The sequence below is a fragment of the Desulfomicrobium orale DSM 12838 genome (genome assembly GCF_001553625.1).
Classification (GTDB): Bacteria; Desulfobacterota; Desulfovibrionia; order Desulfovibrionales; family Desulfomicrobiaceae; genus Desulfomicrobium; species Desulfomicrobium orale.
This window is the reverse complement of sequence record NZ_CP014230.1, coordinates 482,097-507,494: the sequence shown is the minus strand read 5'-3', so window position 1 is coordinate 507,494 and position 25,398 is coordinate 482,097. Positions and strand designations below refer to the sequence as shown.

The 25,398-nt window shown below is 61.0% G+C and carries 16 protein-coding genes; 10 read left to right on the top strand and 6 right to left on the bottom strand.

The features are described 5' to 3' along the window. The first annotated feature begins 130 nt into the window (after positions 1-130). From AXF15_RS02255 to wecB, 3 genes are read left to right on the top strand one after another with little or no spacing between them, the layout of a single operon-like run. On the top strand, positions 131-1,540 hold the full coding sequence (locus AXF15_RS02255) for a heparinase II/III family protein (RefSeq protein WP_211258999.1): 1,410 nt from the start codon (positions 131-133) through the stop codon (positions 1,538-1,540). 2 nt (positions 1,541-1,542) lie between these two features. Continuing rightward, entirely contained in the window at positions 1,543-2,769 is a 1,227-nt protein-coding gene (locus tag AXF15_RS02250; RefSeq protein WP_066602733.1) for a glycosyltransferase family 4 protein, read from the top strand. A 60-nt stretch (positions 2,770-2,829) separates the two neighbouring features. After that, positions 2,830-3,918, top strand: a complete 1,089-nt coding sequence (gene wecB, locus AXF15_RS02245; protein WP_066602730.1) for a non-hydrolyzing UDP-N-acetylglucosamine 2-epimerase — start codon at positions 2,830-2,832, stop codon at positions 3,916-3,918. Between the two features lie 89 nt (positions 3,919-4,007). Here wecB and AXF15_RS02240 read toward each other — a convergent pair whose 3' ends face one another. After that, positions 4,008-4,859 (bottom strand): hypothetical protein, encoded by an 852-nt coding sequence (locus AXF15_RS02240; protein WP_066602728.1) that lies wholly within the window; start codon positions 4,857-4,859, stop codon positions 4,008-4,010. Positions 4,860-5,079: 220 nt separating this feature from the next. Here AXF15_RS02240 and AXF15_RS02235 point away from each other — a divergent pair, with 220 nt between their 5' ends. After that, positions 5,080-5,574 (top strand): hypothetical protein, encoded by a 495-nt coding sequence (locus AXF15_RS02235; protein WP_066602726.1) that lies wholly within the window; start codon positions 5,080-5,082, stop codon positions 5,572-5,574. Here the strand turns inward: AXF15_RS02235 and AXF15_RS02230 are convergent. From AXF15_RS02230 to rfbB, 4 genes are all read right to left on the bottom strand, one after another. Further along, positions 5,526-5,936 (bottom strand): CoA-binding protein, encoded by a 411-nt coding sequence (locus tag AXF15_RS02230; protein WP_066602724.1) that lies wholly within the window; start codon positions 5,934-5,936, stop codon positions 5,526-5,528. The two genes, AXF15_RS02235 and AXF15_RS02230, sit on opposite strands and share 49 nt — an antisense overlap. Before the next feature lie 2 nt (positions 5,937-5,938). Beyond that, positions 5,939-6,481 carry a nucleotide exchange factor GrpE gene (grpE, locus tag AXF15_RS02225; RefSeq protein ID WP_066602720.1) on the bottom strand — a complete coding sequence of 181 codons (543 nt, stop codon included), beginning with the start codon at positions 6,479-6,481 and terminating at the stop codon, positions 5,939-5,941. A gap of 146 nt (positions 6,482-6,627) precedes the next feature. Beyond that, positions 6,628-7,485: a dTDP-4-dehydrorhamnose reductase gene (gene rfbD, locus AXF15_RS02220; RefSeq protein ID WP_066602717.1), complete on the bottom strand. Its 858-nt coding sequence runs from the start codon at positions 7,483-7,485 to the stop codon at positions 6,628-6,630. Then, complete coding sequence (gene rfbB / locus AXF15_RS02215) at positions 7,482-8,507, bottom strand: dTDP-glucose 4,6-dehydratase (protein WP_066602716.1); 1,026 nt, start codon at positions 8,505-8,507, stop codon at positions 7,482-7,484. The genes rfbD and rfbB overlap by 4 nt, the downstream gene beginning before the upstream one ends. 103 nt (positions 8,508-8,610) lie before the next feature. Here rfbB and AXF15_RS02210 point away from each other — a divergent pair, with 103 nt between their 5' ends. Next, positions 8,611-9,084: a tRNA (cytidine(34)-2'-O)-methyltransferase gene (locus tag AXF15_RS02210; protein ID WP_066602714.1), complete on the top strand. Its 474-nt coding sequence runs from the start codon at positions 8,611-8,613 to the stop codon at positions 9,082-9,084. Between the two features lie 105 nt (positions 9,085-9,189). Continuing rightward, the gene (gene cbiB / locus AXF15_RS02205; protein ID WP_066602707.1) at positions 9,190-10,173 is read left to right on the top strand and encodes an adenosylcobinamide-phosphate synthase CbiB; all 984 of its coding nucleotides are present in this window, start codon (positions 9,190-9,192) and stop codon (positions 10,171-10,173) included. Between the two features lie 373 nt (positions 10,174-10,546). Here cbiB and trmFO read toward each other — a convergent pair whose 3' ends face one another. Beyond that, positions 10,547-11,863 carry a methylenetetrahydrofolate--tRNA-(uracil(54)-C(5))-methyltransferase (FADH(2)-oxidizing) TrmFO gene (gene trmFO / locus AXF15_RS02200; protein ID WP_066602704.1) on the bottom strand — a complete coding sequence of 439 codons (1,317 nt, stop codon included), beginning with the start codon at positions 11,861-11,863 and terminating at the stop codon, positions 10,547-10,549. Positions 11,864-12,191: 328 nt separating this feature from the next. Here trmFO and AXF15_RS02195 point away from each other — a divergent pair, with 328 nt between their 5' ends. The 4 genes from AXF15_RS02195 to AXF15_RS02180 all read left to right on the top strand — a co-directional run bounded on the left by AXF15_RS02195 (position 12,192) and on the right by AXF15_RS02180 (position 25,370). Further along, positions 12,192-21,710, top strand: coding sequence for an Ig-like domain-containing protein (locus AXF15_RS02195; RefSeq protein WP_066602701.1), 9,519 nt, complete (start codon positions 12,192-12,194; stop codon positions 21,708-21,710). Between the two features lie 64 nt (positions 21,711-21,774). After that, on the top strand, positions 21,775-23,319 hold the full coding sequence (locus AXF15_RS02190) for a TolC family protein (RefSeq protein ID WP_066602699.1): 1,545 nt from the start codon (positions 21,775-21,777) through the stop codon (positions 23,317-23,319). Further along, a complete protein-coding gene (locus AXF15_RS02185) occupies positions 23,316-24,038 on the top strand; it encodes an efflux RND transporter periplasmic adaptor subunit (RefSeq protein ID WP_066602696.1) in 723 nt (240 codons plus the stop codon). The genes AXF15_RS02190 and AXF15_RS02185 overlap by 4 nt, the downstream gene beginning before the upstream one ends. A gap of 18 nt (positions 24,039-24,056) precedes the next feature. Beyond that, positions 24,057-25,370, top strand: a complete 1,314-nt coding sequence (locus AXF15_RS02180) for an efflux RND transporter periplasmic adaptor subunit (RefSeq protein ID WP_066602693.1) — start codon at positions 24,057-24,059, stop codon at positions 25,368-25,370. Positions 25,371-25,398 lie beyond the last annotated feature (28 nt).

Genomic DNA, 25,398 nt, shown 5'->3' with positions numbered 1-25,398 from the left:
GGTTGCTCCGGCGACAGGTATTTCCCTCAGGCCAGGCTTGCGTTTTGCGCCGTCTCTGCTCCGGTGTTGCGGCAGGGAGCCATGGGCATTCACATTCCTGAATGTACGCAAGGAGTTTGATCCTTCCCGGATGGACTGGACCAGTCCGGAGCAGGATAAACTCTGGCGCTACAATCTGCATTATTTCGATTTTCTGCACGAACCGGAGCGGACCAATGGCCAAGCTTTGATTGAAAGCTGGATTACGGCCGTTCCCCAAGGGATGCCCGATGCCTGGGAGCCTTTTCCTGTCTCGCTGCGTCTGGTCAACTGGATCAAATATTTTCTCGCCATGGGCGAAGTTCCCGCGTTGTGGCTGGAGAGCCTAGCCACACAGGCCAGATGGCTGCGGCGCAACATCGAGTATCATCTGCTGGCCAATCACTATTTCAAGAATGCCAAGGCGCTGGTCTTTGCCGGAGTCTTTTTTGAAGGAGCCGAAGCCGGGCGGTGGCTGGAACTGGGGCTGGGCATGCTTGGCGAGGAATTACGGGAGCAGGTTCTTCCCGATGGCGGGCATTTTGAACGCAGCCCCATGTATCACTGCATGATTTTCGAAGATTGTCTGGATTTGTGGAATTTGTGCCGTGGATGCGATGTGGCGGGTTTGGATGGTTTGGCGGCGGATTTGGAGGCGCTGTTGCCCCGGATGCTGGATTTTGCCAAGTCCATGACCCATCCCGATGGAGAGATTGCCCTGTTCAATGACGCCGCGCTGGGTATCGAGGCGAGCCCGGCCCGGCTTGAGGAATATTTTTTCCAGCTGGGTGGAACCGCCGCTGGTGTTGATCGGGAGCGGCTGCGCATCTTCCCGGAAACAGGCTATGTGCGTATGAATCCACGTCCGGGAGATGTGCTGATCGTTGATGGTGGGCCTATAGGGCCGAATTACCAACCGGGGCATGCGCATTGCGATACTCTGAGTTTCGAGCTCTCTTTGGGCGGGGAGAGGATTATCGTGGACGCCGGATGCAGCCAGTATATCGACGGGGAAATCCGCCAGTATTGCCGGGGTAACAGGGGACACAACAGCCTGACCGTCGACGGACGGAATCAGTCCGAAGTCTGGGGTGCGCACCGGGTGGCCAGACGGGCCAAGCCTCTTTTTTTGCGGGCGGACGAATCGAACGCGGTTCTGACTTTTGAAAGCGGCCACGATGGCTATCGCCTTCTGCCGGGCCGACCGACACATATGCGGCGAATCGCCTGGGCCGGAAATCGGATTGAAGTCCGGGACAGGGTGGAAGGAGTGGGCCGCCATAATTTGGAACTGCGTCTGCATTTGCATCCTCGCTGTACTGCGGCCGTGAGCGTGGACGGCCGTGTGAAAGTACGGACTGAAGGCGTGAAACTTGATATTTCATCTCTGGCCGGAGCCGTGAGCCTGGAACAGGGGTGGTATTGTCCGGAGTTCGGCAGGCGGCTTGTGTGCCAGGTGGTGACCGTGAAAACTCAGGCGGCTCTGCCTTGGGAAGGCGGCTTTGTGCTGACCGTGGAGTAGATATGCATATTCTTTTTTTATGCCATTATTTCCCGCCAGAGGTAAATGCTCCGGCCTCGCGCACCTATGAAAACGCCAGGCGTTGGGTGCGGGCCGGGCACCAAGTCACGGTGCTGACCTGCCACCCCAGCCACCCCGGCGGTAAAGTGTACCCCGGCTACGAAAACTCCCCGTACGCCTGGGAGGAGATGGACGGCATCCGCGTGCTCCGCGTGGGCACGTATCTGAGTGCCAACAAAGGATTCGCCAAACGTACAGCTAACTATATTTCCTATATGCTGTCGGCCGTAGGCCAGTGCTGGCGTGTGCGGGACGTGGACTTGGTGGTTTCCACGTCTCCCCAGTTTTTTTGCGGCATGGCGGGGTATTTTGTCTCCCGCCTGAAGCGCCGTCCCTGGGTTCTGGAAATCCGGGATCTGTGGCCGGAATCCATCATTGCTGTAGGGGCCATCACCAACCGCCGCGTTATCGGGCTGCTCGAAGGCGTGGAATCCTTTCTCTATCGCAAGGCCGACCACATCATTTCCCTGACCAGGGCGTTCAGCCGGCATATCGCCGGGCGAGGCGTGCCGCAGGAGAAGATCAGCATCATCACCAACGGCGCGGATCTTGAGCGCTATGCTCCCGGTGAACGCATGAATGCCGTTCGGGAAGAACTGGGGTTGGGTGAAGATGTGTTCGTGGCCTCGTATATAGGCACCCACGGCATGGCCCACGGGCTGGGTGCGGTACTGAAGGCGGCCAAATTGCTGGAAGCGGAGAAGAGCATCCATTTTCTGCTGGTGGGAGACGGTGCGGAGCGGGAGAAGCTGCTTCGGGAGAAAGAGGCGTTAGGGCTGGATAATGTGACCATGCTCGGGCAGCAGCCCAAAGAAAAGATGCCGCTTTTTCTGGCTGCCACCGACGCCTGTCTGGTGCTGCTCATCAAGTCGGAACTTTTCAAGACCGTACTTCCATCCAAAATATTTGAAGCCATGGCCATGGGGCGGCCCATCGTACTGGGTGTGGAAGGAGAAAGCAGGGAGCTGGTGGAAGAAGGCCAATGCGGCCTGTGTATGGAGCCGGAAAACGAGGCCGCTCTGACCGAAGCGGTGCGCAAGCTGGCTTCGGACCCGCAGCTTCGGGTGACGCTGGGCACCAACGGGCAGGAGTTCGTGGCCCGGCGTTTCAATCGCGAAACGCTGGCCCGGGAGTATCTGGAGATACTGACGCGGGTATCGCTCCGGTAACATACTTTTCTGCTTCTGTTTTTGGTGTGAGTTACGGAATACGCAACCGAGGACAAACACATGCATATTCATCTTGTAGCCGGAGCCCGGCCCAATTTCATGAAGATCGCGCCCTTGGCCCGGGCTCTGGATGCCCGGCCGGAACTGACCTACTCCATCGTGCATACCGGCCAGCATTATGACCAGAACATGAGCGACGTGTTTTTCCGGGAGCTGGGCATCCGTCAGCCGGACTTTCATCTGGGTGCAGGCGGCGGCAGCCATGCCCGGCAGACAGCCCGCATCATGACCGCTTTCGAAGACGTGTGTCTGGAGCACCGGCCCGACATGGTGCTGGTGGTGGGTGACGTGGATTCCACCCTGGCCTGCTCCATCGTGGCCAAGAAACTCAAGATTGCCGTGGCGCATGTGGAAGCCGGGCTGCGGAGCTTCGATCTGGACATGCCCGAAGAAATCAACCGCATGGTCACGGACGCCATTTCCGACTATTTTTTTGTTACCGAGGAGGAAGGCGAGGCTAACCTGTTGCGTGAGGGCAAGGATCCGAACCGTGTCCACTTTGTGGGGCACGTCATGATCGACAACCTTTTTTATCAGCTCGGGCAACTGGAAAGGACGGACTGTTTGGCGTTTGCCACTTCGGCGTTCAAGGCCCGTCACGCTGAATATGGAGTGGTCACGCTGCACCGGCCATCCAATGTGGACGACGCCGAAACTCTGGGCCGGATTTTTACCGCCCTGAATGATGTCAGCGGAAAGCTTCCCCTTATTTTCCCCATCCATCCCCGGACCAGAGCCAACATGGAGCGTTTCGGCCTGACTCCGGCCTCCGGCATTCATCTGGCCGAACCACTGCCGTACATGGAATTTCTGCATCTGTGGAAGGATGCGCGCGTGGTGCTGACGGATTCCGGCGGTCTCCAGGAAGAAACCACCGCTCTGGGCATTCCCTGCCTGACCGTACGTGAAAACACGGAACGCCCCATTACCGTATCCGTGGGTACCAACGCCTTGGTCGGCACGTCTGTGGAGGCGATCACTTCCAGCGCGGAGAAAATCCTGTCCGGGAAATGGAAAACCGGTCAGCAGCCCCGGCTGTGGGACGGCAAGGCGGCGGAGCGCATCTGCGACGTGCTGGCCGCATGCTGACGGCCTTTCGGATGGAAAAACGGGGAGCCGCACAGCATTGGCAAGCAGCCCCGGCTGCCGGATATGTTTCTGTCCGGCTAGGCTCCGGTTTATGGTTTCGCGGTGGTGAAAACCTTCGTCCAGACCAGGGTCAGCGTGATGGCGAAGGACCCGGCCACCACGCCCAGGGCCACATCGTACATGGGCGGTGCGGCCAGGGCCAGGCGGATGAACAGGGTGCACAGGGCGTAGCCGGAATTGCGGAACACGGCCTGAAAGGATGGCCGGAAGCACTGGGAAATGAGCACCACCAGAATATCGGTGAAGATGAGCAGGGTGTAGAAAACCGGGAAGAAATCCGGATGCGGGAGGCCGGCGAACATGGCGTAAAGGTTTTGTGCGCCCAGCACGACAAACGTGGCGAGGATGAGCAGGGCGATACCCTTCTTGGCCGCCACAAACCGGAACAGGTCGTGGGGCAGGCTTTTTTCCTGTTTCTTCACGGGTTGAACGCGGTAATAGACGCCGAGCAGGGCGAAAATGACCAGAGCGCCGAAGCCGTACCCGAGAATATGCAGGACCGGGGTCAGGTCCGTGACAGTGATGGGCTCGGCAAAGGACGAAAGCTCTTTGAACGCGTCGCGCAGCAGGATGAGGGACAGAATTTCGAACTGTTTGCCCACGGATTTGGAGAAAGAACAGGGCAGAGTGAAGATGAGGCTGACCACTTCCAGGATCAGGACCAGAGTGAAGGCGAGGTCCACGGCATGGAAATGATTGGTCGGCGTGTGTGCGGCCAGAACCTCGGGCAGCACACCCTGGCGGTTCATTTCGATGACGGCCATAGCCCCCAGGAAGACCAGAACCAGAGCAAGGGCGAATCGCCGGTGCATGCCCTCGCGCTCCCAGAAATGGTGCAGCGGATCGAAAAGATAGGTGATACGTTCAAAGAAGGAATCCATCGAATGCTCCCGGAGACGATGGTATTACAATCCGGTGAGTCGTACAAGGTGTTTTCGGGATTCCGCAACGTCTGCCTTTCATCGTCGCCTATCTGGAACCAGTGATTTTAACGGGGAATTGCCGGGCGGGGAAACGGTCCGCATGGGGGAGATTCATCCTTGCGAGTAAGCCCGCTCCGCCTGCTTGACGAAGCCCGTCCAAACCGCCACCGCAAAATCCATGCAGTCATATCCATTTTTTCAGGAACTGGGCCGCTATTTACGCGCCGCGCCGTTTCCGCATCTGACCACGGTGAAAATATCCGGATTGACCGCGGCGGCCGGAGCAGAGGCGTGGTTTGTGCTGGCCCGGCCCGAAACATCCTGGGCGGCGTGGGGCTGGATGGGGCTGACCGGGCTGTTCGCGTGGGGAGTAGTGCTGTGCCAAGCCGACGCTTTTTCCCGCTACCGCGAGTTCAAGCGCCTGCGCCGTCTGCTTGTGCGTTATGGCTTCAGGCCCGCGCTGTTCAGACTGGTATCGGCTTCCTGCTGCCAGCGTGACGCGGCCCTGCTGGCCGCCCGCGAGGCCGGATGCGCGGCTCAGGCCAAGCGTGTGTTTCAGGAGCTGGGGTATCGCTGGTATCACATTCTGCCCGATGTCATCATGGCCAACCCGCTCCATTTTTTTCATCCGCGTTTTTTGCGCTCCACCTTTGTGCCGGGCCGGAAATCCTGAAATTGTCCCGTACGCAGCAGCACCAGTGTGCAGGCGTGCTGCCAGGGGATGCCCGCGCGATCCAGCTTCTCTTCCAGCAGGGCAGACTCCGTGCCGGGGTTGAGGATGACCCGGCCGGGCCTCAAGGCCAGGATGGCGTCGAGCATTTGCGCGCTGCGGTCCGGCCCCACATACAGGGTCAGGGTGTCCACGGCCCTGTCGATGCTTTCCATATCCGGCACGGCGGGCAGCCCTTCGATTTCCTTCCGGCCCGGAGCGACGGGGATGACATCGTGTCCATAGTCCATGAGCATGCGCACGGCCTGATTGGAATAGCGTTCGGGCTTGGGACTGGCCCCCAGCACGGCGACGGTCTGCGGCATTTTCAGGCCCCCTTGCGGCTGACCATGACTTTGGCCGGACGCAGAAGCCGCTCCTTCAGCTTGTAGCCTTTTTGCAGCATCTGGCACACGGTGTTCTCCTCCAGCTCGTTATTTTCCACCTGCCCCAGAGCTTCGTGCACGGTCGGATCGAACGGCACGTCCACATCGGCTACCTGCTCCAGGCCGTGTTTCTTCATGGTTTCCAGAAAAATGTTCTGGGTCATTTCCACGCCCGTGACCAGTTCCTTGCAGGCCTCGTTCTGCCTGCCGTGGGACAGGGCCAGATCCAGATTGTCCATGACCGGGATGATTTCTTCCAGAATGGCGGATGCGGCGAACCGGCAATATTCGTCTTTTTCGCGCTGGATGCGTTTTTTGAAGTTCTCGCTGTCCGCCAGTACGCGCAGGTTTTCCTTTTTGAGTTCTTCCAGGTCGGCCAGGGCCCGCTCATACAGTTCTTCCAGCGACGGCTCCGGAGCTTCCGCGGCTGTTTCGGATTCCTCGGGCGGCGCGGCGTCTTTCGGGATGGTATCTTCAGGGGTCATGCGGCACTCCTTGATATGCGATGTGCGTTTCTTTCAGGGAACGGAAAAAGCCCCGGTAAGTACGGGGCCAGTAAAGTCAACCGGCGACCGCCACGGACCGCATGCGGGCTGGCCTGTACGAGGGTGCGTTCCGGAACAGCCGTGTGCTACGCGTCTTCATGCAGCCGCGAATAGACGAATTCCCGCAGGGCCTGGACCCAGGGGCGCGGAGTGATGCCCGTGGCGGCGGTGAACGCGGACAGATCCAGAACGGAATAGGCCGGGCGGCAGGCCTTCTGCGGATACTCGCTGGAGGGGATGGGCACGACCCGGCAGGGAATGTCGGCGCAGTGCACGGCCTCGGCGGCCAGTTCGCACCAGCTGGCCTGGCCGGAATTGGCCAGATGGAACAGACCGGAGGCTCCTGCCTCCACCAGGGCCAGGGCGCCTTCGGCCAGATCGGGCGTATAGGTGGGGCTGCCGATCTGGTCGTGGACCACGGAAAGCTCCGGCCGGGAGGCGGCCAGTTCCAGAATGCGGGATACGAAATTGATTTTCCCCGGCCCGAACAGCCAGGATGTGCGGATGATGAGCAGCCGGGGCAGACCGAGTTCCGTCAGGGCGCGTTCGCCCTGGAGTTTGGTCTGTCCGTAGACCGAGCGTGGGTCGGGCGTGTCGGCAGTGGTGTAGGGCGTATCCTTCCTGCCGTTGAAAACAAAATCGGTGCTGAAGTGCACATGCAGCACATCCGGAGCGGCCTTGGCCAGCAGGAGGGGCAGCTGTCTGTTCAGCCGGTCGGCCTCGGACGCTTCGTCCTCGGCCTGGTCCACTCTGGTATGGGCCACGGTGTTGAACAGAACGTCGGCCCCGGCAGCCCGCACATAATCCGCCACTGCCTCGCGGTCGAAGATGTCCAGGTCGTCGCGTCCCGGCGCATGGACCATCCATCCTCTGGCGGCCAGAAGACCGCTCAGGGCCTGACCCAGCAGACCGGTCTTGCCGCCCAGCACCACGGCGCTGCTCATGACTGCCTCTCGGCGTACCACTTCTCCATGAACCGGCGGTAGGCTCCGCTTTGCACTTCTTCAAGCCAGGCCGCGTTGTTTCTGTACCAGTCCAGAGTGCGGGCCATGCCGTCTTCGAAAGAAAAGGCCGGAGTCCACTGGAGATCGCGTGTGGCGCGGGTGAAGGACATGGCGTAGCGGCGGTCGTGGCCGGGACGGTCCTTGACGAAGGAGATCAGTTTTCCGTCGCGCCCGGACAGACGCAGAATGGTCCGCACCACGTCCAGATTGGTGCGCTCGGCATCCCCGCCGAAGTTGTACACCGCGCCGGGAGTTCCTTTGAACAGTGCGGCTTCCACACCCCTGCAATGGTCCAGAACGTGGATCCAGTCGCGCACATTGAGGCCGTCGCCGTAAACGGGAATGGGCTCGTTCCGGGAAGCCTTGAGCCAGACCAGCGGAATGAGCTTCTCCGGGAACTGATAGGGGCCGTAGTTGTTGGAGCAGCGGGTGATGATCACCGGCATGCCGTGAGTGTGAAAATAGGCCCTGGCCAGCAGATCCGAGGACGCTTTGGATGCGGAATACGGGGAATTGGGCGCCAGGGGCGTGTCTTCCGTGAATTGTCCGTCGGGGCCGAGGGAGCCGTATACTTCATCCGTGGAGATATGTACGAAACGGGGGATTTCGGCCTGCCGGGCCGCTTCCAGCAGATTCTGGGTGCCCAGCACGTTGGTGGTGACAAAGGGAAACGGGTCGGCGATGGAGCGGTCCACATGGGATTCGGCGGCGAAATTGAGTACCGCGTCGAAGGAAAACCGCCGCATCAGCTCCGGCACAAGCTGCCCGTCGCCGATGTCGCCATGCACGAAATGGTAGCGTCCTCCCAGATGTTTCTCTTCCACCTCCGCCAGATTGCGGCGGTTGCCCGCATAAGTCAGCTTGTCCAGATTGACGATGGTCACATCGTCGTGTGCGGCGAGCATGTGCTGGATGAAGTTCGTGCCGATGAAGCCGCAGCCCCCGGTGACGAGAAGATGCATGTCTGCTCCGGATTTTTGAGATTCTTGACGCGCATGGACCGGGCGGCCAAGGAAATCCAGTCCGCGCCGATGACGGCCGGAAAATACGCAAAGAGAATCCAAGATGCAAATTGTCCTCTACCAGCCGGAAATTCCTCCCAATACCGGCACCATCGCCCGGCTCTGCGCGGCCACGGATACGCGGCTGCACCTGATCGAGCCTCTGGGTTTCAGTCTGGAAGACCGCTACCTGAAGCGGGCGGGCCTGGATTACTGGCCCTATGTGCGCAAAACCGTCTGGCCGGACTGGGCCGCTTTTCTGGCCGGCCGCGAACCGGGGCGGATCGTGTTGACCAGCGCCCGCCGGGGGACCGCCTATCACCGGTTTTCCTTCAGTGGAGACGACTTTGTCGTGCTCGGTCCTGAAACCAGGGGACTACCCCGGGAGATGCTGGATCAGGCCGGGCATGTGGTCCGCCTGCCCATCTGGGGGCAGGTCCGCAGCGTCAATCTGGCCAACGCCGCGGCCGTGCTTCTGTACGAAGGATACCGCCAGACCGGCGAACTGGACCGGCGCGAGGCCGGGCAGGACGGATAGTTTTCCTCAGACGCCGACATGTCCCGCCGGGAATGCGTCTTTGTTTCTGCTCCCCGGCCGTGCCGGCGCAGATCCTTTCACCCATTTTCTTCTGCCGGATAATGTATGCCCGACATCCATGCCTCGTCTGTCAATCTCGCTCTGGCGGTTTTTCTGCCGGGGTGTGCCCTGCTGGATGCCGTCTTCGGCGATCCCCGCCACTGGCCGCATCCGGTGCGCTGGATCGGCGCGGCGGTGCACCGCCTAGAAGGCCCGGCCCGGGCTTTTCCCTGGGGACCCCGTCCGGGCGGATGCGCGGCCGTGCTGGGCATGATGCTCGTCTGCGCCGCTGCGGCGGAACTGCTCACGAGTCTGCCGCTGCTGGGCGGATTGCTGGCTCTGTATCTGGGATACGCCGGCTTGGCTCTGGGATGTCTGGTGCGCGAGGTGGACCGGGCTGCCCGGCTGGTGGATTCCGGGCGGCTGGCCGAGGCGCGGGCGCATCTGGCCGGGCTGGTCAGCCGGGACACGGCGGACATGGACGAGAGTGATGTCCGCCGCGCTCTCGGGGAAACCCTGTCCGAGAATTTCAACGACGGGTTCGTGGCTCCGTTTTTCTGGCTCTCTCTGCTGGGTCCGGCCGGTCTGTGGGCGTACAAGGCCGTGAGCACCATGGATTCCATGTGGGGCTACCGCACAGAGCGCTTCCGGGATCTGGGCTTCGGCGCGGCCAGGGCCGACGATGTGCTGGCCTGGCTTCCGGCCCGGCTGTCGGCCCTGTTTCTGTGGCTGGCAGGACTTGTGCTGGGCCGTCCCGTGCCGTGGCGGCTGATTGTGCGCGACGCCCGCACCATGGACAGTCCCAATGCGGGCTGGCCCATGAGCGCGGCCGCGCACATCGTGGGTGTCGGCATGGGCGGGCCGACCCGGTATTTCGGCGAGGTAAAGGAAAAGCCCCTTCTCGGCCCGGTGGACGGAACATGGAACTCGGCCTCTCTCCGGGCCATGCGCCGTCTGGTCATGGCGGCGGCGGTACTGTGTGTCCTTTGTCTGTCTGCGGCCAGCGCTTTTCTGTCCCTGTGGGCTTTGGATCTCGGTTCTTTTCTTTGATGTCCGTTTTGTCTCCGGCTGGACTGGTCTCCTGTGAGTACGGATGGTTACCCTATTGAAGTGACAAGGCTGCCGGAGAAATGAACACAAAAGGAACCCAACGGAGAACAGAAAGATGATTTTTGGGCGTCAGGAACAGTAAAAGATGAGAGAAGGTTTTTCGATTGTTTGTTTTTGACTCAATATGTTGAAAAATAAGTGTATTTTCTGAACATGGAAGGCACGGCGGCTGAAGCGGTTGTCGCCGCTGTCGGCGCGGCGGCCGGAGGAATTCTTTCTTTATGTGTGGAACCGGCGTGTAAGAGCCGCGGGCTTCGTGATTTTTTGGGCGGAGCGGTCTCCAGGGTGCGGCCGCATTCGTTCTTCAGTCTTGCTATTCCGGCTCGCCAGCCAGCCCGGATTTTTCCCGCCATCCGGCCCAGCTCTCTCTGGCCCGCGCGGCGTACAGCTCTTTGCGCTTTTTTTTGGGCGCCTTGCGGTTCAGGGCGGGCATGAGCCCGAAATGCGCGTTGGACGGCTGGAAATTTTTGGCCGGAGTGCGCAGATGTCCCAAAAGAGCGCCCAAGGCCGTTTCCACGGGCGGCAGGTCCACCTTTCCCGCCAGAAAAAGCCCCAGCCACAGACCTGTGGCCGCGGATTCCAGATAGCCTTCCACGCCGCTCAACTGCCCGGCCAGATAGGTGCCGGGGCGGGCCAGAAGCTCCAGATGCGAGGTCAACACCACCGGGGCATGCACATAAGTATTGCGGTGGATGCTGCCCAGGCGCAGGAATTCGGCCTGCGCGAGGCCGGGAATGAGGGCGAAGATCCGGCGCTGTTCCGGATAGGTGAGCTTGGTTTGAAAGCCCACCATGTTCATGGCCGTCCTGTCCAGATTCTCGGTCCTGAGCTGCACCACGGCAAAGGGCTGTCGGCCCGTGCGGGGATCGACGAGGCCCACGGGTTTCAGGGGACCGAAGGCCAGGGTCATTTCGCCGCGCCCGGCCATGACTTCGATGGGCAGGCAGCCCTCGAAATGCACCTCCTGCTCGAATTCCCGCAGGGCGACTTTCTCCCCGCCCAGGAGCTCCCGCACGAAACGCAGGTATTCCTCCTCGGTCATGGGGCAGTTGAGATAGTCCTTTTCTTCCGGCGCGTGGCGCGAGGCCCAGAAGGCCACGTTCATATCCACGGAATCCGTGGCCACAATGGGCGCGATGGCGTCGTAGAAGGCCAGGGCTTCCTGTCCGATGATTCCGCCCAGATCCGAAGCCAGACTTTCCCCGGCCAGAGGACCGGCCGCCACGATGATCGGGCACGAGCCATCGTCCACGTCGCCCAGACGGAGGATTTCCCGGCGGACAAGGTCGATGCGCGGGTGCTCCGTGAGCAGGCAGGTCATTTCCCGCGAGAAAATTTCCCGGTCCACGGCCAGGGCCTTGCCGGCGGGGACCGCGCATTTCCGGGCCACGCGCATGACAAGGCTGCCCAGATCTTCCATTTCCCGTTTGAGCAGCCCGATGCCTGTTTCCGTTTCTGTCGAGCGGAACGAATTGGAACAGACCAGTTCGGCCAGCAGGGGGCTCTTATGGGCCGGGGAAAAGGCATGGGGTTTCATCTCGAAAAGCTCCACGCCAACTCCGGATTCGGCCAGCTGCCAGGCCGCTTCGCATCCGGCCAGACCGGCCCCGATGATTTTGACGCGATCCATCTTCACTCCGTGGGAAACATATGCCGGGTTGCATGGATTTTCAGTCGTTTTATCTGAGTGCGAGGCTGGTGCTCTGGCCCAGACTATTTCAGGCATATATGTTGCTTTGATGATAACGATTACCAGGTTTGGATCGTACCGGTCAGGTGAGGTCATGCTCAGTTCTGATCCGGGAGGTCTTATTTTGTCATGGTGTATGAAAAATTGTCACATTTGGTTTTCCCGACGGGAAAGTCAATCGGAGGCATGCCTCCCGCACCATGTCATGTTCATCCATAAGGGCGAAGTACCCAGACTGAAGCCCGGAAGACATTGCAAGAGAGCATTCATGAGCCACTCTTTTTTCCAGTTGGAACCCCGTCTTTTGTTCGACGCCTCCTCCGCCGACGCAGTGGATCATCTTGACGATGGCGGCGTGCATGTCCAGTTTCCCGGCCTGGCCTTTATCCATGACGAAAATTTGGCACCGGATGATGCGGGCCGGGACGTCGCTAAAGAGACCCCCGTGGAGATTTTTGTCATCGACGCTTCGGTACGGGACTCCGCCCAGATTGAAAAGGACCTGGGACCGGATGCCGTACTTCTCCGGTTGGACGCGAAAACCGACGGCCTTACGGTTTTGAGCGATTTTTTGAGCGGATACCGGCAGGTGGACGCCCTGCATATTTTTTCCCACGGCGCGGACGGAGAAATTCGTCTGGGTTCGACCATATTGAACGAGGCGGCTCTTGTCGCGCGCAGCGGGCAGATCGAGGGTTGGCGCTCCGCTTTCAGCGACGGGGGCGATATTGTGCTGTACGGCTGCGATGTGGCCAAGTCCGGCTCCGGACAGGCTTTTGCCACCCACCTGGCGACCCTGACCGGAGCCGATGTGGCCGCTTCCACGGATGCCACGGGCAGTGCGGAAAAGGGCGGCAACTGGACTCTGGAGTTCAGAAGCGGAGAAGTGGAGACCGCTGCCGTGGCGGTTCAGGACTACGGCGATCTATTGGGCGCTCCACATATCACTGGTGTGGAAAATCTGATCCGGCTCGGCACCGAGGACTCGGACATGCTGGTTCAGTGGGTCAGAATCGATTCCAGCGCCGCGAATATCAAAATGACGATCAAGGCGGACCACGGCACGCTTCACCTGAAACACACGGACGGGCTGACCTTTGAACCGGGCTATGGAAACGGCACGGCCGAACTGCGCTTCAGCGGCGCGCGCAGCGACATCAACATGGCCTTGCTGGGGCACACCAACGATGCCGGCGGCGGCAACAGCAACAGCATGGTTTACCGCCCTGACGCCAATTACAGCGGCAAGGCCACGCTGGTGATCACTGCCGAGACTGATGCCTCCGCCACCAAGACGTTTCAGCTCGACTTCGCGGCTGTCAACGACGCGCCCGATTTGTCTTCCCGGGTTCCCCTGTCCGTGGCCGAAGGGGGATCAGCCCCCTTTTCTCTGGCGAACCTGGCGGCAGACGAAAATGCGCTGGACCCGGACATTGCCAGCGGCCAGCAGGTGCTCGCACAGCAGATGATGATCGTTGACACCCTGCCCGTCCATGGCCGTCTGACCTACAAAGGCGGTCTGGTGGACAGGGGCGCGGTCATTCCGGTTTCCGATCTGGCCGAGCTGCGGTACACGCATGACGGCACGGATCTGACCGCAGACATCACGGATACCTTTGATGTCAAGGTCAATGACGGCGGCGGCGGATCGACACCCGCGCAGCTCAGCGTCACCGTCACCCCGAAAAACGTGGCTCCAGTCGTCAAGCAGGACCGGATCAGCATCATTGAGGGACAGATCAAATCCGTGGAGCCGGAAATCGAGCTGGGCGATACGGCCGACTCCTGGGCCAATTCCTCCATCGTCATTGACCAGATCAATCCGGGGTTGAGCGGCGGTGCGGCTCAGGGCGTGTTTTTCTTTGACGCCGACGATAACAACAGGCTTGATCCCGGTGAGGAGCTGACCGGCGCCGTGACTCTGACCCAGGGCCAGAGGGAAAATCTTTCAAAGTTCAAATTCTCCCATAACGGTGCGGAACCCGACGCGCCCGGAGCTGTGCCTCCGTCCTACCGCATTACGGTAACGGACGGCGGCGGCGGACAGGGCGGCGGCGCGGCGCTGACCACAATTCAAACCGTCACGCTGGCGGTGGAGCCCAACAACGACGATCCGGCGTTACAAAACAGCCATCCCGACGCACAAAGGGCCAAAATCATCGAGGAGTGGGCCACGGTGACGGTGGACGACTCCATGCTCAAAGTCACCGACGTGGATCGGGACCCCACCGATACGGCCAATACCACGCCCGCCGGACAGTTGGTCTACACGCTCACCGGGCTGCCGCAACAGGGCGAACTGCACCTGAGAACATCGGACGGCAATTGGGCCATTCTCGGCGTGGGTGGCCGCTTCACCCAGGAGGACATCGACGCGGGGCGGGTGAGCTACAAGCAGACCATGAACGTGCCTATAGGGCCCAATACACCGGACAAGTTCACCTTCACGGTATGTGATTCGGCCTTTGGCTATGCCATGAATGATGGTGTTCCCGGCGAGATTCGCGAAGGTGCCATACGGGACGCCCACGGCGCTGTCTCGGTGCGGGAGTTTCATTTCAGCATCACGCCCAAGCCGGATCAAGGCGGAGTTCCCCCGGTGCAGCCGACAATTACTTACAACTTCACTCCTTCCGGCAGTTCCACCAATCAGAATATCACGGAATGGAACGAGGCCAATGTGGGCTCTCCGGACGGCTATATTCTGACCAAGGCCATGCTGGAGTACAAAATCTCCCAGAAGAGCGACAGCGGCACGCCCGATCCGGCTGACGACAGGACGGTCGAGCTCAGTCCGAAGGAGACAGTGTACACTCTGACTACTGTCCCCGGCAATGGGAAGCTCCAGAAATACACCGGCAACGACTGGGTGCCCATGGCCGAAGGAGCGGTGTTCACCCAGGCGGACATCAACGCGGATAAAATCCGCTTTGTCAGCGACGGCGGCGAAATGCACCAGGCAACTTTCGAGTACACCGTCAGCGCCGGAACGGTGGAGGCCACTCAAAAGGGTGCATTTACCGTCAAGATTACGCCTACCAACGACCGTCCCACGGCTGCGGGCGGAGAGACCAAGGTGGCGGAAGGCCTCGACAAGGCTGTCCGGCTGGACGTCCAGACCATTGGCATGGCCGACATAGATACGAGTCCGGACAAGGACGCCCTGTGGTTCCGGATCAGCACATTGCCCGCCCACGGGACATTGCAACGCTGGGATGGCACGGCCTGGGTGGCTGTACAAACCAATGAGTGGCTTTCCAGAGATATCCTCACGGCCACGGCTGACGGCAAAGCTTCCGGCCTGCGCTATGTGCACGACGGCACGGAGCCGCTGACCTACGCCGCTGGCCCCAGAGTCACTTTTACATACGAAGTCCGGGATGATCTGTCCAAGCCGTCTGTTCCTTTCACCGTGGATACTTCTCCGGTGGCGGGCACCATCGCTGGCGGCGGAGACGCGCAGTCCCACCTGAGCCTGCAGGCCACGGCGGCGGTGAGCATCCTGCCTGAGAACGATCCGCCCATGGTGGCCGACAAGCCGGGGGCTCCCGATCCCACCATACCCGGAACCATTGCGGAAGGTGGTGCACTTCAGGGGAAAAACGAGGTGCTGAATATTTCCGAAGGCGCCTTTGTGCGCATAGACAGTGGTCACCTCACCGCCATCGATCCGGACAACACCGTGGTGCAGCGTCAATACCGCATCACCGGGGCTCCTGCCCACGGCTGGCTGTTTCTGGACGAAAAATTGCTGTCGGTGGGCTCCACCTTCACTCAGAAGGACATCAACGACGGAAGAATATACTACTGGCACGGAGGTGCGGAACCCGGGGAGCGGATCACGGACGGACTAGGTTCCTACGATGACAAGTTTCATTTCGTCATCAGCGACGGTGTGAACGAAGATACGGGCGATGCGACCAATAATAACGTCTTTCTGATTACCGTGGGCTCCCCGGCCAACGACAAGCCGGAACTGAAGCCGACCGAAGGTTCCATGGACGTGTTTTCCACGGGCGGCTATGTGAATGTGCCGGGCATCGGCATAACGGACTCGGACTTGGATGCCATCACCACCGGGGAGAAGGATTTTCTGCGGGTGGAAGTGAGCGTGGTGGACGCGGGGGATAATCCTGTTCCGGGCGCGAAGCTCACCTACACTGCGGCTGATCCGGCCTCTGGCGACGCTCATGTTTCCGGCAAGGAGAGCAACTCCCTCGTGGTTCAGGGAACCCGCGCCGAGGTGCAGGCCATCCTGAACAGTCTGCGGGTGGACCCCGGCAGTGACAGAGACAGCGCCACGGATAAAATCCGGATAGTCGCGGACGACCGCCTGCGTGATTCTTCCGGCAACTTTCTTCTCGTCGACGGTAAACAGACAGCCAACGGCGGTAGGGAAAACGAGGCCCCCTACAACGCGCCTGACACGGACAAAGAGGTGAACGACGCCAATAACCGCGTGACCGCGTACATCGCTCTGCGTTCGTCCACCACCAACGATGCGCCGGGCATCGCCAATACCACGCCTTTCCGCGTGAACGAGGACGTTGAACTGGCTCTGAACGGTTTCACCCTGTCCGACGCCGACAGCTTCGACAAGCATGTCACGGTGACGGTGGCGCTGTTCAGGGACGCGTTCCACACCCAACCGGCCGACCCCGCTACCGAAGGCAAACTGCTGCTGGGCGGAACGGACGGCGTTACGGCCAGTGGTAATGAGACAAATACCGTCACCCTGAGGGGTAAGATGGCTGACGTGCAGAACGCCCTGAACGCCCTGCGTTTTCAGGCCGCTGCGGATTACAACGGTCCCGGCGCAGGAGAGGGCAGGCTGTATCTCAGGAGCTCCTTCACGGATTTCGGCCATGCGAATATCCCGGCGGGAAATACTGCGCACCTTGACCAGGATATCGTCATCGTGCCGGTGAACGATGTCCCCGTCCTGGAGGTCCCCGGCAACAAGACCATGACCGAGAATACGTCCATCGACCTGAACGGCTTCGATGTGTCCGACGTCAAGGATACCGCTCAGGGTGCGACGGATTTTGTGAAGGTCACCCTGACCGCCAAGGATGAAAATGCGCCGTACGGCAAACTGAATGTCGGCGATGCTCACGGTGCGGCGGTCACAAACGACGGCACGGCGGAGGTGACGATCTCCGGTTCGGCGGCCCAGGTGAAGGCGGCCCTGAACAGCCTGAAGTATACCCCGGACAACACCAACGTGGACAAGGTCATCACCGTTACGGTGGTGGCCGACGACCGTGTCGCAGCAGAGGGCGATAAGGGGAACGGCGCGGAAAACACGGGTAACCAGGCCACCAGTCTCGGCACCGGCAATACCGTAACCAAAAGCTTTACCATCACGGTCTCCGACACCAACGACGCTCCCACGGTGAACGCCCCGTCCACAGTGAACATGTCCGAGGACTCCACCGTGGTCTTTGACGGCGGCTCCGGCGCGGGACATGCGGCCAAGATCGTCTTTGCCGACAGCGACACCTTTTCAAGCACCAATAATACGGTCACCATCACCGTGCCTTCGGGCAAGGTTGCCATCGGCAATTTGTCCGGCGCGGTGATTTCCGGCGGGGCCGATAATTCGGGGACCGTGACGCTGACCGGCTCGCTGGCCAATATCAATGCGGCTCTGGCATCCCTCCGGTACACACCCGATGCCGACTACAACAGCACAAATCCGGTGCCGCTCACGGCGACGTTCAACGATCAGGGCAATGTAGGCACCGGCGGCCCCCAAACCGTCACGACTACTGTAAACATCACCGTTGACCCGGTGAATGACGCCCCTACCCGATCGGACGCCAATCCGGTTGTTCTGTCCGCCATCGATGAGGACACGACGGAACCAGTGGGTGAGACCATCGGCAATCTGGTCTCGGCTAAATTCCGGGATACGAAGGATGACCAGGCCGCTCATGGCGGCAGCGATTCCAACGCGTTTTACGGGGTTGTGGTCGTGGGTATGACCGATGAGTCCATCACCAAGGGTGTGTGGCAGTATTCCGATGACAACGGCAATACCTGGACAACCATTCCCGCTGTTTCCGCAGCCAGCGGGCTGGTGCTTAAGGCCGACGCCAAGGTACGCTTCCTGCCCAAGGCCGACTGGAATGGTTCGCCTACCGGGCTCACCACCCGGCTCATCGAGACGGGCGGGACTATGTCCGGAACGGGAGATCGAGTGAATGTGAGCGGAGCGAACTCCGGGGGGACGGCCATTTATTCCGACGCCTCCAACGCGGTGGTCATCAATACCAGCGTTACACCGGTGAACGATCCGCCTGTGGCCGTGGACGACACCAATTCCATCGAAGAGAATACGGCCTCGGTTGACGGAAATGTCAAGCCCGGCACCGTCGGGCAGGATTCCGACCCGGAAAGCCCCAGCGCCCAGCTGGTTGTGACAGGCATCCGCACGGGAACGGAAGCTGAGGGCGGAGCCATGACTGCCGTGGCCACTGGAACGACAGGCGGGACGGGAACGGAGATTCCCGGTCGTTACGGCACGCTGAAAATCGGTGCCGACGGCTCCTATGTCTACACGCTGGACAACGGCAATCCGAAGGTCAATTTCCTGAGAGAAGGGCAGAACCTCACCGAAACCTTCTCGTACACTTTGGCCGATCCTGAAGGGAAGACGGATACGGCGCAGCTGACCATCACCATCATGGGCAAGACGGATGGGCCGCCGTCCGTCACGCCTGTTGACGGCAACGGTGGGGCTAATGGTCAGGCTGATGTGTACGAGTCCGGCCTGACAGCCGATGGTCCGGCCGGACAGTCCAGAACCGCCACGGGCGTCATCGAACTGAACGCTCCCGACGGATTGAAGCAGGTGACCGTTGCCGGGCGGACTTTCACGGCGGCGGAACTGGCCGCCCTGTCCGCCGGTTCGCCTTCGGATGTCATCGATACGGGTGAGGGCGAACTGCGTCTGACCGGCCTGAGCGATGTGTCCGGCACCGCCGACACGCTCACGGCCGCCAGGCTGGGTTACACCTATGTTCTGAAGGCGGCCCAGTCTCATGGGGGCACGGAAAGTACTGACCAGATCGGCCTGACCATCACGGACCAGGCCGATGTCGCCCGAAATGGCGTACTGACTGTGCGCATTGTAGACGATATTCCCACAGCCAGAGATGACGCGGCCGGCATGTACAAGACTACCTCCACCCTGACGGGCAAGGTTGTGGAAAATGACCGTGCAGGTGCCGACGGCGTGACTGTGGCCGGCGTTCAGGCCGGAGACAGCGGCGGAGCTGATGTCGCCGGGGGAGTCGGTATCCAGATAGACGGCGCTTACGGCAGGTTGACCCTGAATTCCGACGGCTCCTACTCCTACCAGCTGAATCCCGCCAACCCCGCGGTCAGCGGACTGGCTCATGGGGACCTTCCCCTGACCGAGACATTCTCCTACACGATCAAAGACGCCGACGGGGACGCATCCACTGCCAGGCTGGTCATCACCATCAGCGCCAGCGACGTGCCCAAGGCCGTGAACGATTCCTTCTCCGTCAGGCCCGGCGGTACGGTGACCAGCAATCTTTCGGGCAACGACCGGCCGTCTCTGGACGGCGGCAATGTCTGGACCCTGGCCTCCGGCCCGGCTCACGGCTCCGTGACGGTCAACGCCGACGGGACGTTCTCTTACACGGCCTCCTCTGGCTATTCCGGGGCGGACTCCTTCACGTACACGATCACGGACGCCGACGGGGACACATCCACGGCCACGGTGTTTATCGCCATTGACGATTCGCCGGGAGCCGTGGGGGATTCCTACTCCACTGCGCATAATACACCCGTTTCCGGCAGTCTTTCGGGCAACGACCGGCCGTCTCTGGACGGCGGCAATATCTGGGCCAAGACCTCCAATCCATCCCACGGCACGGTAACGGTGAATCCCGACGGGACGTTCGTCTACGTCCCAACCCCCGGCTATTCCGGCACGGATTCTTTTACCTATCGTATTACGGACGCCGACGGGGACACGTCCACAGCCACCGTGACCATCACCGTGGGCGAGAACGGCAGACCCGTGGCCGTGCCGGATACCGTCTCCACCAGACCGGACATGCCGGTTTCGGGGAGCCTTTCGGGTAACGACCGGCCGTCTCCTGACGGCGGGAATACGTGGAGCAAAACCACGGATCCGTCCCACGGCACGGTGACGGTGAATCCCGACGGGACCTTCGTCTATGTTCCAACCCCCGGCTATACGGGTCCGGACTCCTTCACGTACACGATCACGGATTCCGACGGGGATACATCCACAGCCACCGTGACCATCACCGTGGGAGAGAACGGCAGACCCGTGGCCGTGCCGGACTCCGTCTCCACCAGACCGGATACGCCGGTTTCGGGGAGTCTTTCGGGTAACGACCGGCCGTCTCCTGACGGCGGGAACACGTGGAGCAAAACCACGGACCCGTCCCACGGCACGGTGACGGTGAATCCCGACGGGACGTTCGTCTACGTCCCAACCCCCGGCTATACGGGTCCGGACTCCTTCACGTACACGATCACGGATTCCGACGGGGATACATCCACAGCCACCGTGACCATCACCGTGGGAGAGAACGGCAGACCCGTGGCCGTGCCGGACTCCGTCTCCACCAGACCGGATACGCCGGTTTCGGGGAGTCTTTCGGGTAACGACCGGCCGTCTCCTGACGGCGGGAACACGTGGAGCAAAACCACGGACCCGTCCCACGGCACGGTGACGGTGAATCCCGACGGGACGTTCGTCTACGTCCCAACCCCCGGCTATACGGGTCCGGACTCCTTCACGTACACGATCACGGATTCCGACGGGGACACGTCCACAGCCACCGTGACCATCACCGTGGGCGGAATGGCCAGCGGAGAACATCGCAGCGGGGATTCCGCCGGGAGACACTCGAAGCGCCCGGGAGGTATTGGTCCGGTCCGGCCCGGCATCGAGCCCCTGCGGCCGGAGGAATCAACCCTCGGCGGCGGTCTGCATCTGTTTCCGGCATGGAACTTTCGCCAGTCCGGAATTATGGGCGAGCGGAATATTCTGGTCCGGGCGCTGGAGTTTTCGGAACATCCGCGCCAACTGGAAGTGGCCTATGTGCAATGGATCAATCTGTGGCACGGCGAACAGAACCGCACCGTGGTCGATATTCCTCCGGAAGCACTGTCCGTGCTGACGGGTACGGATATCCGCTCCGAGGCCAAACTGGCCGACGGTTCGCCTCTGCCCTTCTGGGTTACTTTTGACGCCGACGCCCGCGCTCTGTTGGTCAATCCTCCGGGAGATCTGACCCAGAAGTCCACGACAGTGAAGGTCTGGTTCTGGGATGAGAAAGGCAACGAAGCCGTGGTCAGCATCACCCTGAATCTGAAAGCGGACGCTGCCCGGTTTGTTGCCGGTGCCGAGACCCGGATAGATCAATGGGAAACGGAGCAGACCGTCACCGCCTCTCCGGGGGAGACCGTCGAAGTGTCTTTGCCCATGGAGGCGTGGCACAGAGAAGTGCTGACCGGAGGGCAGGTGACCTTCTCCGCCGCTCTGGCCGACGGTTCACCTCTGCCCAAGGGCTTGGCTCTGGACCCGCAGACGGGTGAAGTGTCCGGAAAAATTCCGGTGGGCGCCGGCGAGACTGTACTGGAAGTGCGGGTCATCGCTTCGGATGAACTGGGCAACCGTTCGGAGATTGTCCATCGTCTGCGCGTGCTGCCCTCCGAGGGCGGCCGGGCGGCCAGACCTTCGTTCACGGTGCAACTGGCCGCGTTCCGGGCGTAAGAACCGTTCCGGAAGGATAATTTCAAACCTCTTGATAACATCAAGCACGAGAAGGATTTTTTCCATGTTCCGCATTCTGAAAACTGTTGTTCTGCTGCTCGGCTGCGCGTTTCTCGCCACCGGTTGCGCCATCAAACCCAAAGCCATCACCGCTGTGGAAGCCGAGGAAACCGCCGTTCTCCTGCAGGACCGTGTGCGGATTCCGCAGGAACCCCTGCCGGAAACCCTGACACTGGACGAGGCAATCGCCCGGGTGCTCAAGTACAATCTGGAGCATCGTCTGAAGATGTTTGAAGTCTCTCTCAGGCAGCGCCAGTACGATCTGAGCATGTTCGACCTGCTGCCGGAACTCACGGCCAGAGGAGAGGCCGATCACCGCTCCAACTGGGACGCGTCCGTCAGCCGCAACCTGCGCACGGGGGTGAAATCCACAGACTATTCCACCAGTGAGGACCGCGACAAGGTTACGGGAGAACTGGCCCTGTCCTGGAATATTCTGGATGTGGGCGTCAGCTACTATACCCTGCACCAGCAGGCCAACCGCTTCCTCATCGCCAAGGAACAGCAGCGCAAGGTGGTGCAGGATCTGGTCAGCGAAACCCGCACTGCCTTCTTCAAGGTGCTCGTGGCCCAGCAGCTGCAAGGTGATATCCGCAAGGTGCTGGAACAGGCCGAAGAGGCCCTGTCCACGGCCAGAACAGTGGAAAGCGAGCGTTTGCGCCCTCTGGAAGAGGTCCTGACCTACCAGAAGAACCTGCTCCAGATGATCCGCCAGATGGAAGACCTGGCCCACGAGCTTTCTCTGGCCAAGGTGGAACTGGCCGCCCTCATGAATCTGCCCTCGGACCATTTGCCGCGTCTTGCTCCACCGGCTTGGTACGGCCTGGTCCGGGATCTGGACCTGACCCGGGAGCAGATGGAAAACTACGCCTTTTCCCACCGGCCCGAAATTTTTGAATGGGGTTACCAGCGGCGCATCACGGCTCTGGAGGCCAAAAAGGCCATTCTGGATTTGGTGCCCGGCATCGGCATCAGTCTGTCCGCAAATTACGACTCCAATAGTTTCGATCTGCACTCCACCTGGCAGCAGGCCTCGGTGCATGTGGCCTACAATCTCATGAATCTGGTCAAATGGCCGACCAAAAAGAAGATGCTCGCCGTGCAGGAGGAAATGGATGAGGCACAGGGGTTGGCGATGGGCATGGCCGTGCTGGCGCAGGTCAACTTGGCCGCGCAGCAGCACGATTTCGCGGCCCAGGCCGTGAATCGGGCTAAAATCCTGGCTGATGTGGAGGAACGTCTGAAGGTATTGGCCACTCGCAAGGTCAGCCAGGGACAGGGAATGCGTCTGGATGTCATCCAGAAATCCATGTCGGCCATTACCAGCCGCATGAACCGCGAGCAGTCTTTCATTAACTACTATCAGTCTCTGAACAATCTGTTCACCGCCTTGGGCGTGGACTATCTGGATTATGCCGGGCTGCCCCGCGATTTGCGCGGCCTGACGGACACCGTGGCCGGGGTCAATCACAAGCTCTGGGGCGGCGGAGACTTCTCCTCGCTTTTGGCTCTGCCCGCTCCCACGGTGGTCACGGAGGAGGCCCAATGACAGGAAAAGTTCTGCTGGCGGTGCTTGCGCTGCTTCTTCCGGCCGTTTCGGTCCAGGCCGATGACGCGGTGCGCGGACAGATCGTGGCCCGCGACCATGTGGTTCTTTCCAGTCAATTGAACACTGTTGTCGGCGCCCTGCGTGTGCGCGAAGGGGAGTCTTTCGATGCCGGGGCCGTCCTCGTCGAACTGGACTGCCGGGGCTACAAGGCCCACCTGGCGCAGACCAAAGCGGCGGAGCGTCTGGCTCAGGCAGTGCTCCAGAACACCCGGAGTCTGGCCCGCATGGAGTCGGCCAGCGTGCAGGAAATGGAAAAGGCCCAGGCCGAAGTGGACATCAGCGCCCAGGCCAGGGCCTTGGCTCAGCTTGACGTAGAGCGCTGCGCCGTGCGCGCCCCCTTTGCCGGAGCCGTGGTTTCCCTGTCCGCCGGGAAGGGAGAGTATGTGGGCGCGGGCAAGCCGCTGCTGGAGATTGTGAGCACGGAAAATCTGGAGGTCCATTTCCTGCTGCCATCCACGGCCATTCAGGATGTGCGTGTGGGACAGGGTTTCTCTATGAGCGTGTATGAAACGAACTCCGTTGTGAACGGCACTGTGCGTCAGATTGCTCCCGTGGCCGATCCCCTGAACCGTACCATCAAGATCTTCGGACGGCTGGACAGTGCTTCGGGTTTGGCCCGGCCGGGCATGTCGGGTATCGTGACCTTGGAGCAGCCGTAAGGCGCGGAAGGACATGACGTGAAGCCGCAAGCGTCCCTCCGGGATTTTGTGGAAGACCGCCTGCTGGCCGCGCTGAGTGCGCGGGAGGTGCTGCTGATTCTGGTCAACGAGTCGAGGCAGGTACTGCCTCATGAGTTCGCGGCGTTTTTGCCTTCTAAGCAGACTCCCGATCTGGAGGTGACTTTCGCCGGGGTGGTCAGCGCCGACAGGAACTCGCCTTGCGCCCAGTACCTGCGCCGTCTGGAAAGTCTCTGGGGCGGCCAGAACACGCCGCGGGAGTTTCTCTCTGCGGATTTTCCTCCGGCCGCGGCCAGGGAATGGGGCCAGTGGCTTCCGGGTAGATTGCTGCTCTGCCCGGTATTTCTCCGTGACGGGGTCCCGGCTGGGCATCTGCTGCTGGGCCGCACCCAGGAATGGACCCCGGAAGATCTGACTCTGGCCGGACGTCTATGCAAGGTGACTGGGGCCATGCTCCGCACTCTTCGGCGGCCCGGCCTGTCCGCTCGTCTGCGCGGATTTTTCCGGATCGGTCCGGCCTGGATCGCTGGTCTTGTTTTACTGGTCTTGAGCGCCATGCCCGTGCCGTCGGCGGTACTTGGTCTCGGGGAAGTGGTACCGCTCGATCCCACGGTGGTGCGCTCTCCCGTGGACGGCATTGTCGGGCACATGGCCGTGGAGCCGTTTCAGAGTGTGGCCTTAGGCGATACATTGGTGGTTTTCGAGCAGCTCAGGATCGACAACCAGATCCAGGTGGCTCGCGAAAACCTGTCCAGTGCCGAGGAGGCCCTGCGGCAAGCCCGGCAGGGCGCGCTGTTCATGACCGACAGTACCCTGCGCCTGCCGGAGTTGGAAGTACGGCGGGAAGAAGCCAAGGCGGAACTGGCGTATCTGACGGAACTCAAGGGCCGCATGAATGTGGTGGCTTCGCGTCCCGGCGTGGCTCTGGTGGAAGACTATCCATCTTGGGCCGGGAAGTCCGTGAGCATGGGCGAGCGGCTTCTGACCATCGCTGACCCCGCCCGGATGGAAGTGAAGATCTGGGTTCCGGCCGGTGACGCGGCTCTTTTGAAGGTCGGCGACACAGCGCATCTCTATCTGAACCTCACGCCGGGCACGCCCATCAAGGCGACAGTGCGCTCCATCGGCTACCAGCCCGGAGAAAGCCCCAAGGGCGTGCTGGCTTACGAAGTGCTGGCCACCATCGACCAGGGTGTACCGGAAATGCGCATAGGCTATTTCGGGACGGGCCGTATTTTCGGCGAGAAAATGCCCCTGGGGTTCTATCTGCTGCGGCGCCCACTGGCCATTGCGCGCATGTGGCTGGGTATCTGACCCCCAGCCGGACGAGTGGTCCTGCAGA

Coding starts and splice junctions, on each gene's coding strand:
- AXF15_RS02255 (WP_211258999.1), top strand. CDS start 131: ATGGACTGGACCAGTCCGGAGCAGGATAAACTCTGGCGCTACAATCTG.
- AXF15_RS02250 (WP_066602733.1), top strand. CDS start 1,543: ATGCATATTCTTTTTTTATGCCATTATTTCCCGCCAGAGGTAAATGCT.
- wecB (WP_066602730.1), top strand. CDS start 2,830: ATGCATATTCATCTTGTAGCCGGAGCCCGGCCCAATTTCATGAAGATC.
- AXF15_RS02240 (WP_066602728.1), bottom strand. CDS start 4,859: ATGGATTCCTTCTTTGAACGTATCACCTATCTTTTCGATCCGCTGCAC.
- AXF15_RS02235 (WP_066602726.1), top strand. CDS start 5,080: ATGCAGTCATATCCATTTTTTCAGGAACTGGGCCGCTATTTACGCGCC.
- AXF15_RS02230 (WP_066602724.1), bottom strand. CDS start 5,936: ATGCCGCAGACCGTCGCCGTGCTGGGGGCCAGTCCCAAGCCCGAACGC.
- grpE (WP_066602720.1), bottom strand. CDS start 6,481: ATGACCCCTGAAGATACCATCCCGAAAGACGCCGCGCCGCCCGAGGAA.
- rfbD (WP_066602717.1), bottom strand. CDS start 7,485: ATGAGCAGCGCCGTGGTGCTGGGCGGCAAGACCGGTCTGCTGGGTCAG.
- rfbB (WP_066602716.1), bottom strand. CDS start 8,507: ATGCATCTTCTCGTCACCGGGGGCTGCGGCTTCATCGGCACGAACTTC.
- AXF15_RS02210 (WP_066602714.1), top strand. CDS start 8,611: ATGCAAATTGTCCTCTACCAGCCGGAAATTCCTCCCAATACCGGCACC.
- cbiB (WP_066602707.1), top strand. CDS start 9,190: ATGCCCGACATCCATGCCTCGTCTGTCAATCTCGCTCTGGCGGTTTTT.
- trmFO (WP_066602704.1), bottom strand. CDS start 11,863: ATGGATCGCGTCAAAATCATCGGGGCCGGTCTGGCCGGATGCGAAGCG.
- AXF15_RS02195 (WP_066602701.1), top strand. CDS start 12,192: ATGAGCCACTCTTTTTTCCAGTTGGAACCCCGTCTTTTGTTCGACGCC.
- AXF15_RS02190 (WP_066602699.1), top strand. CDS start 21,775: ATGTTCCGCATTCTGAAAACTGTTGTTCTGCTGCTCGGCTGCGCGTTT.
- AXF15_RS02185 (WP_066602696.1), top strand. CDS start 23,316: ATGACAGGAAAAGTTCTGCTGGCGGTGCTTGCGCTGCTTCTTCCGGCC.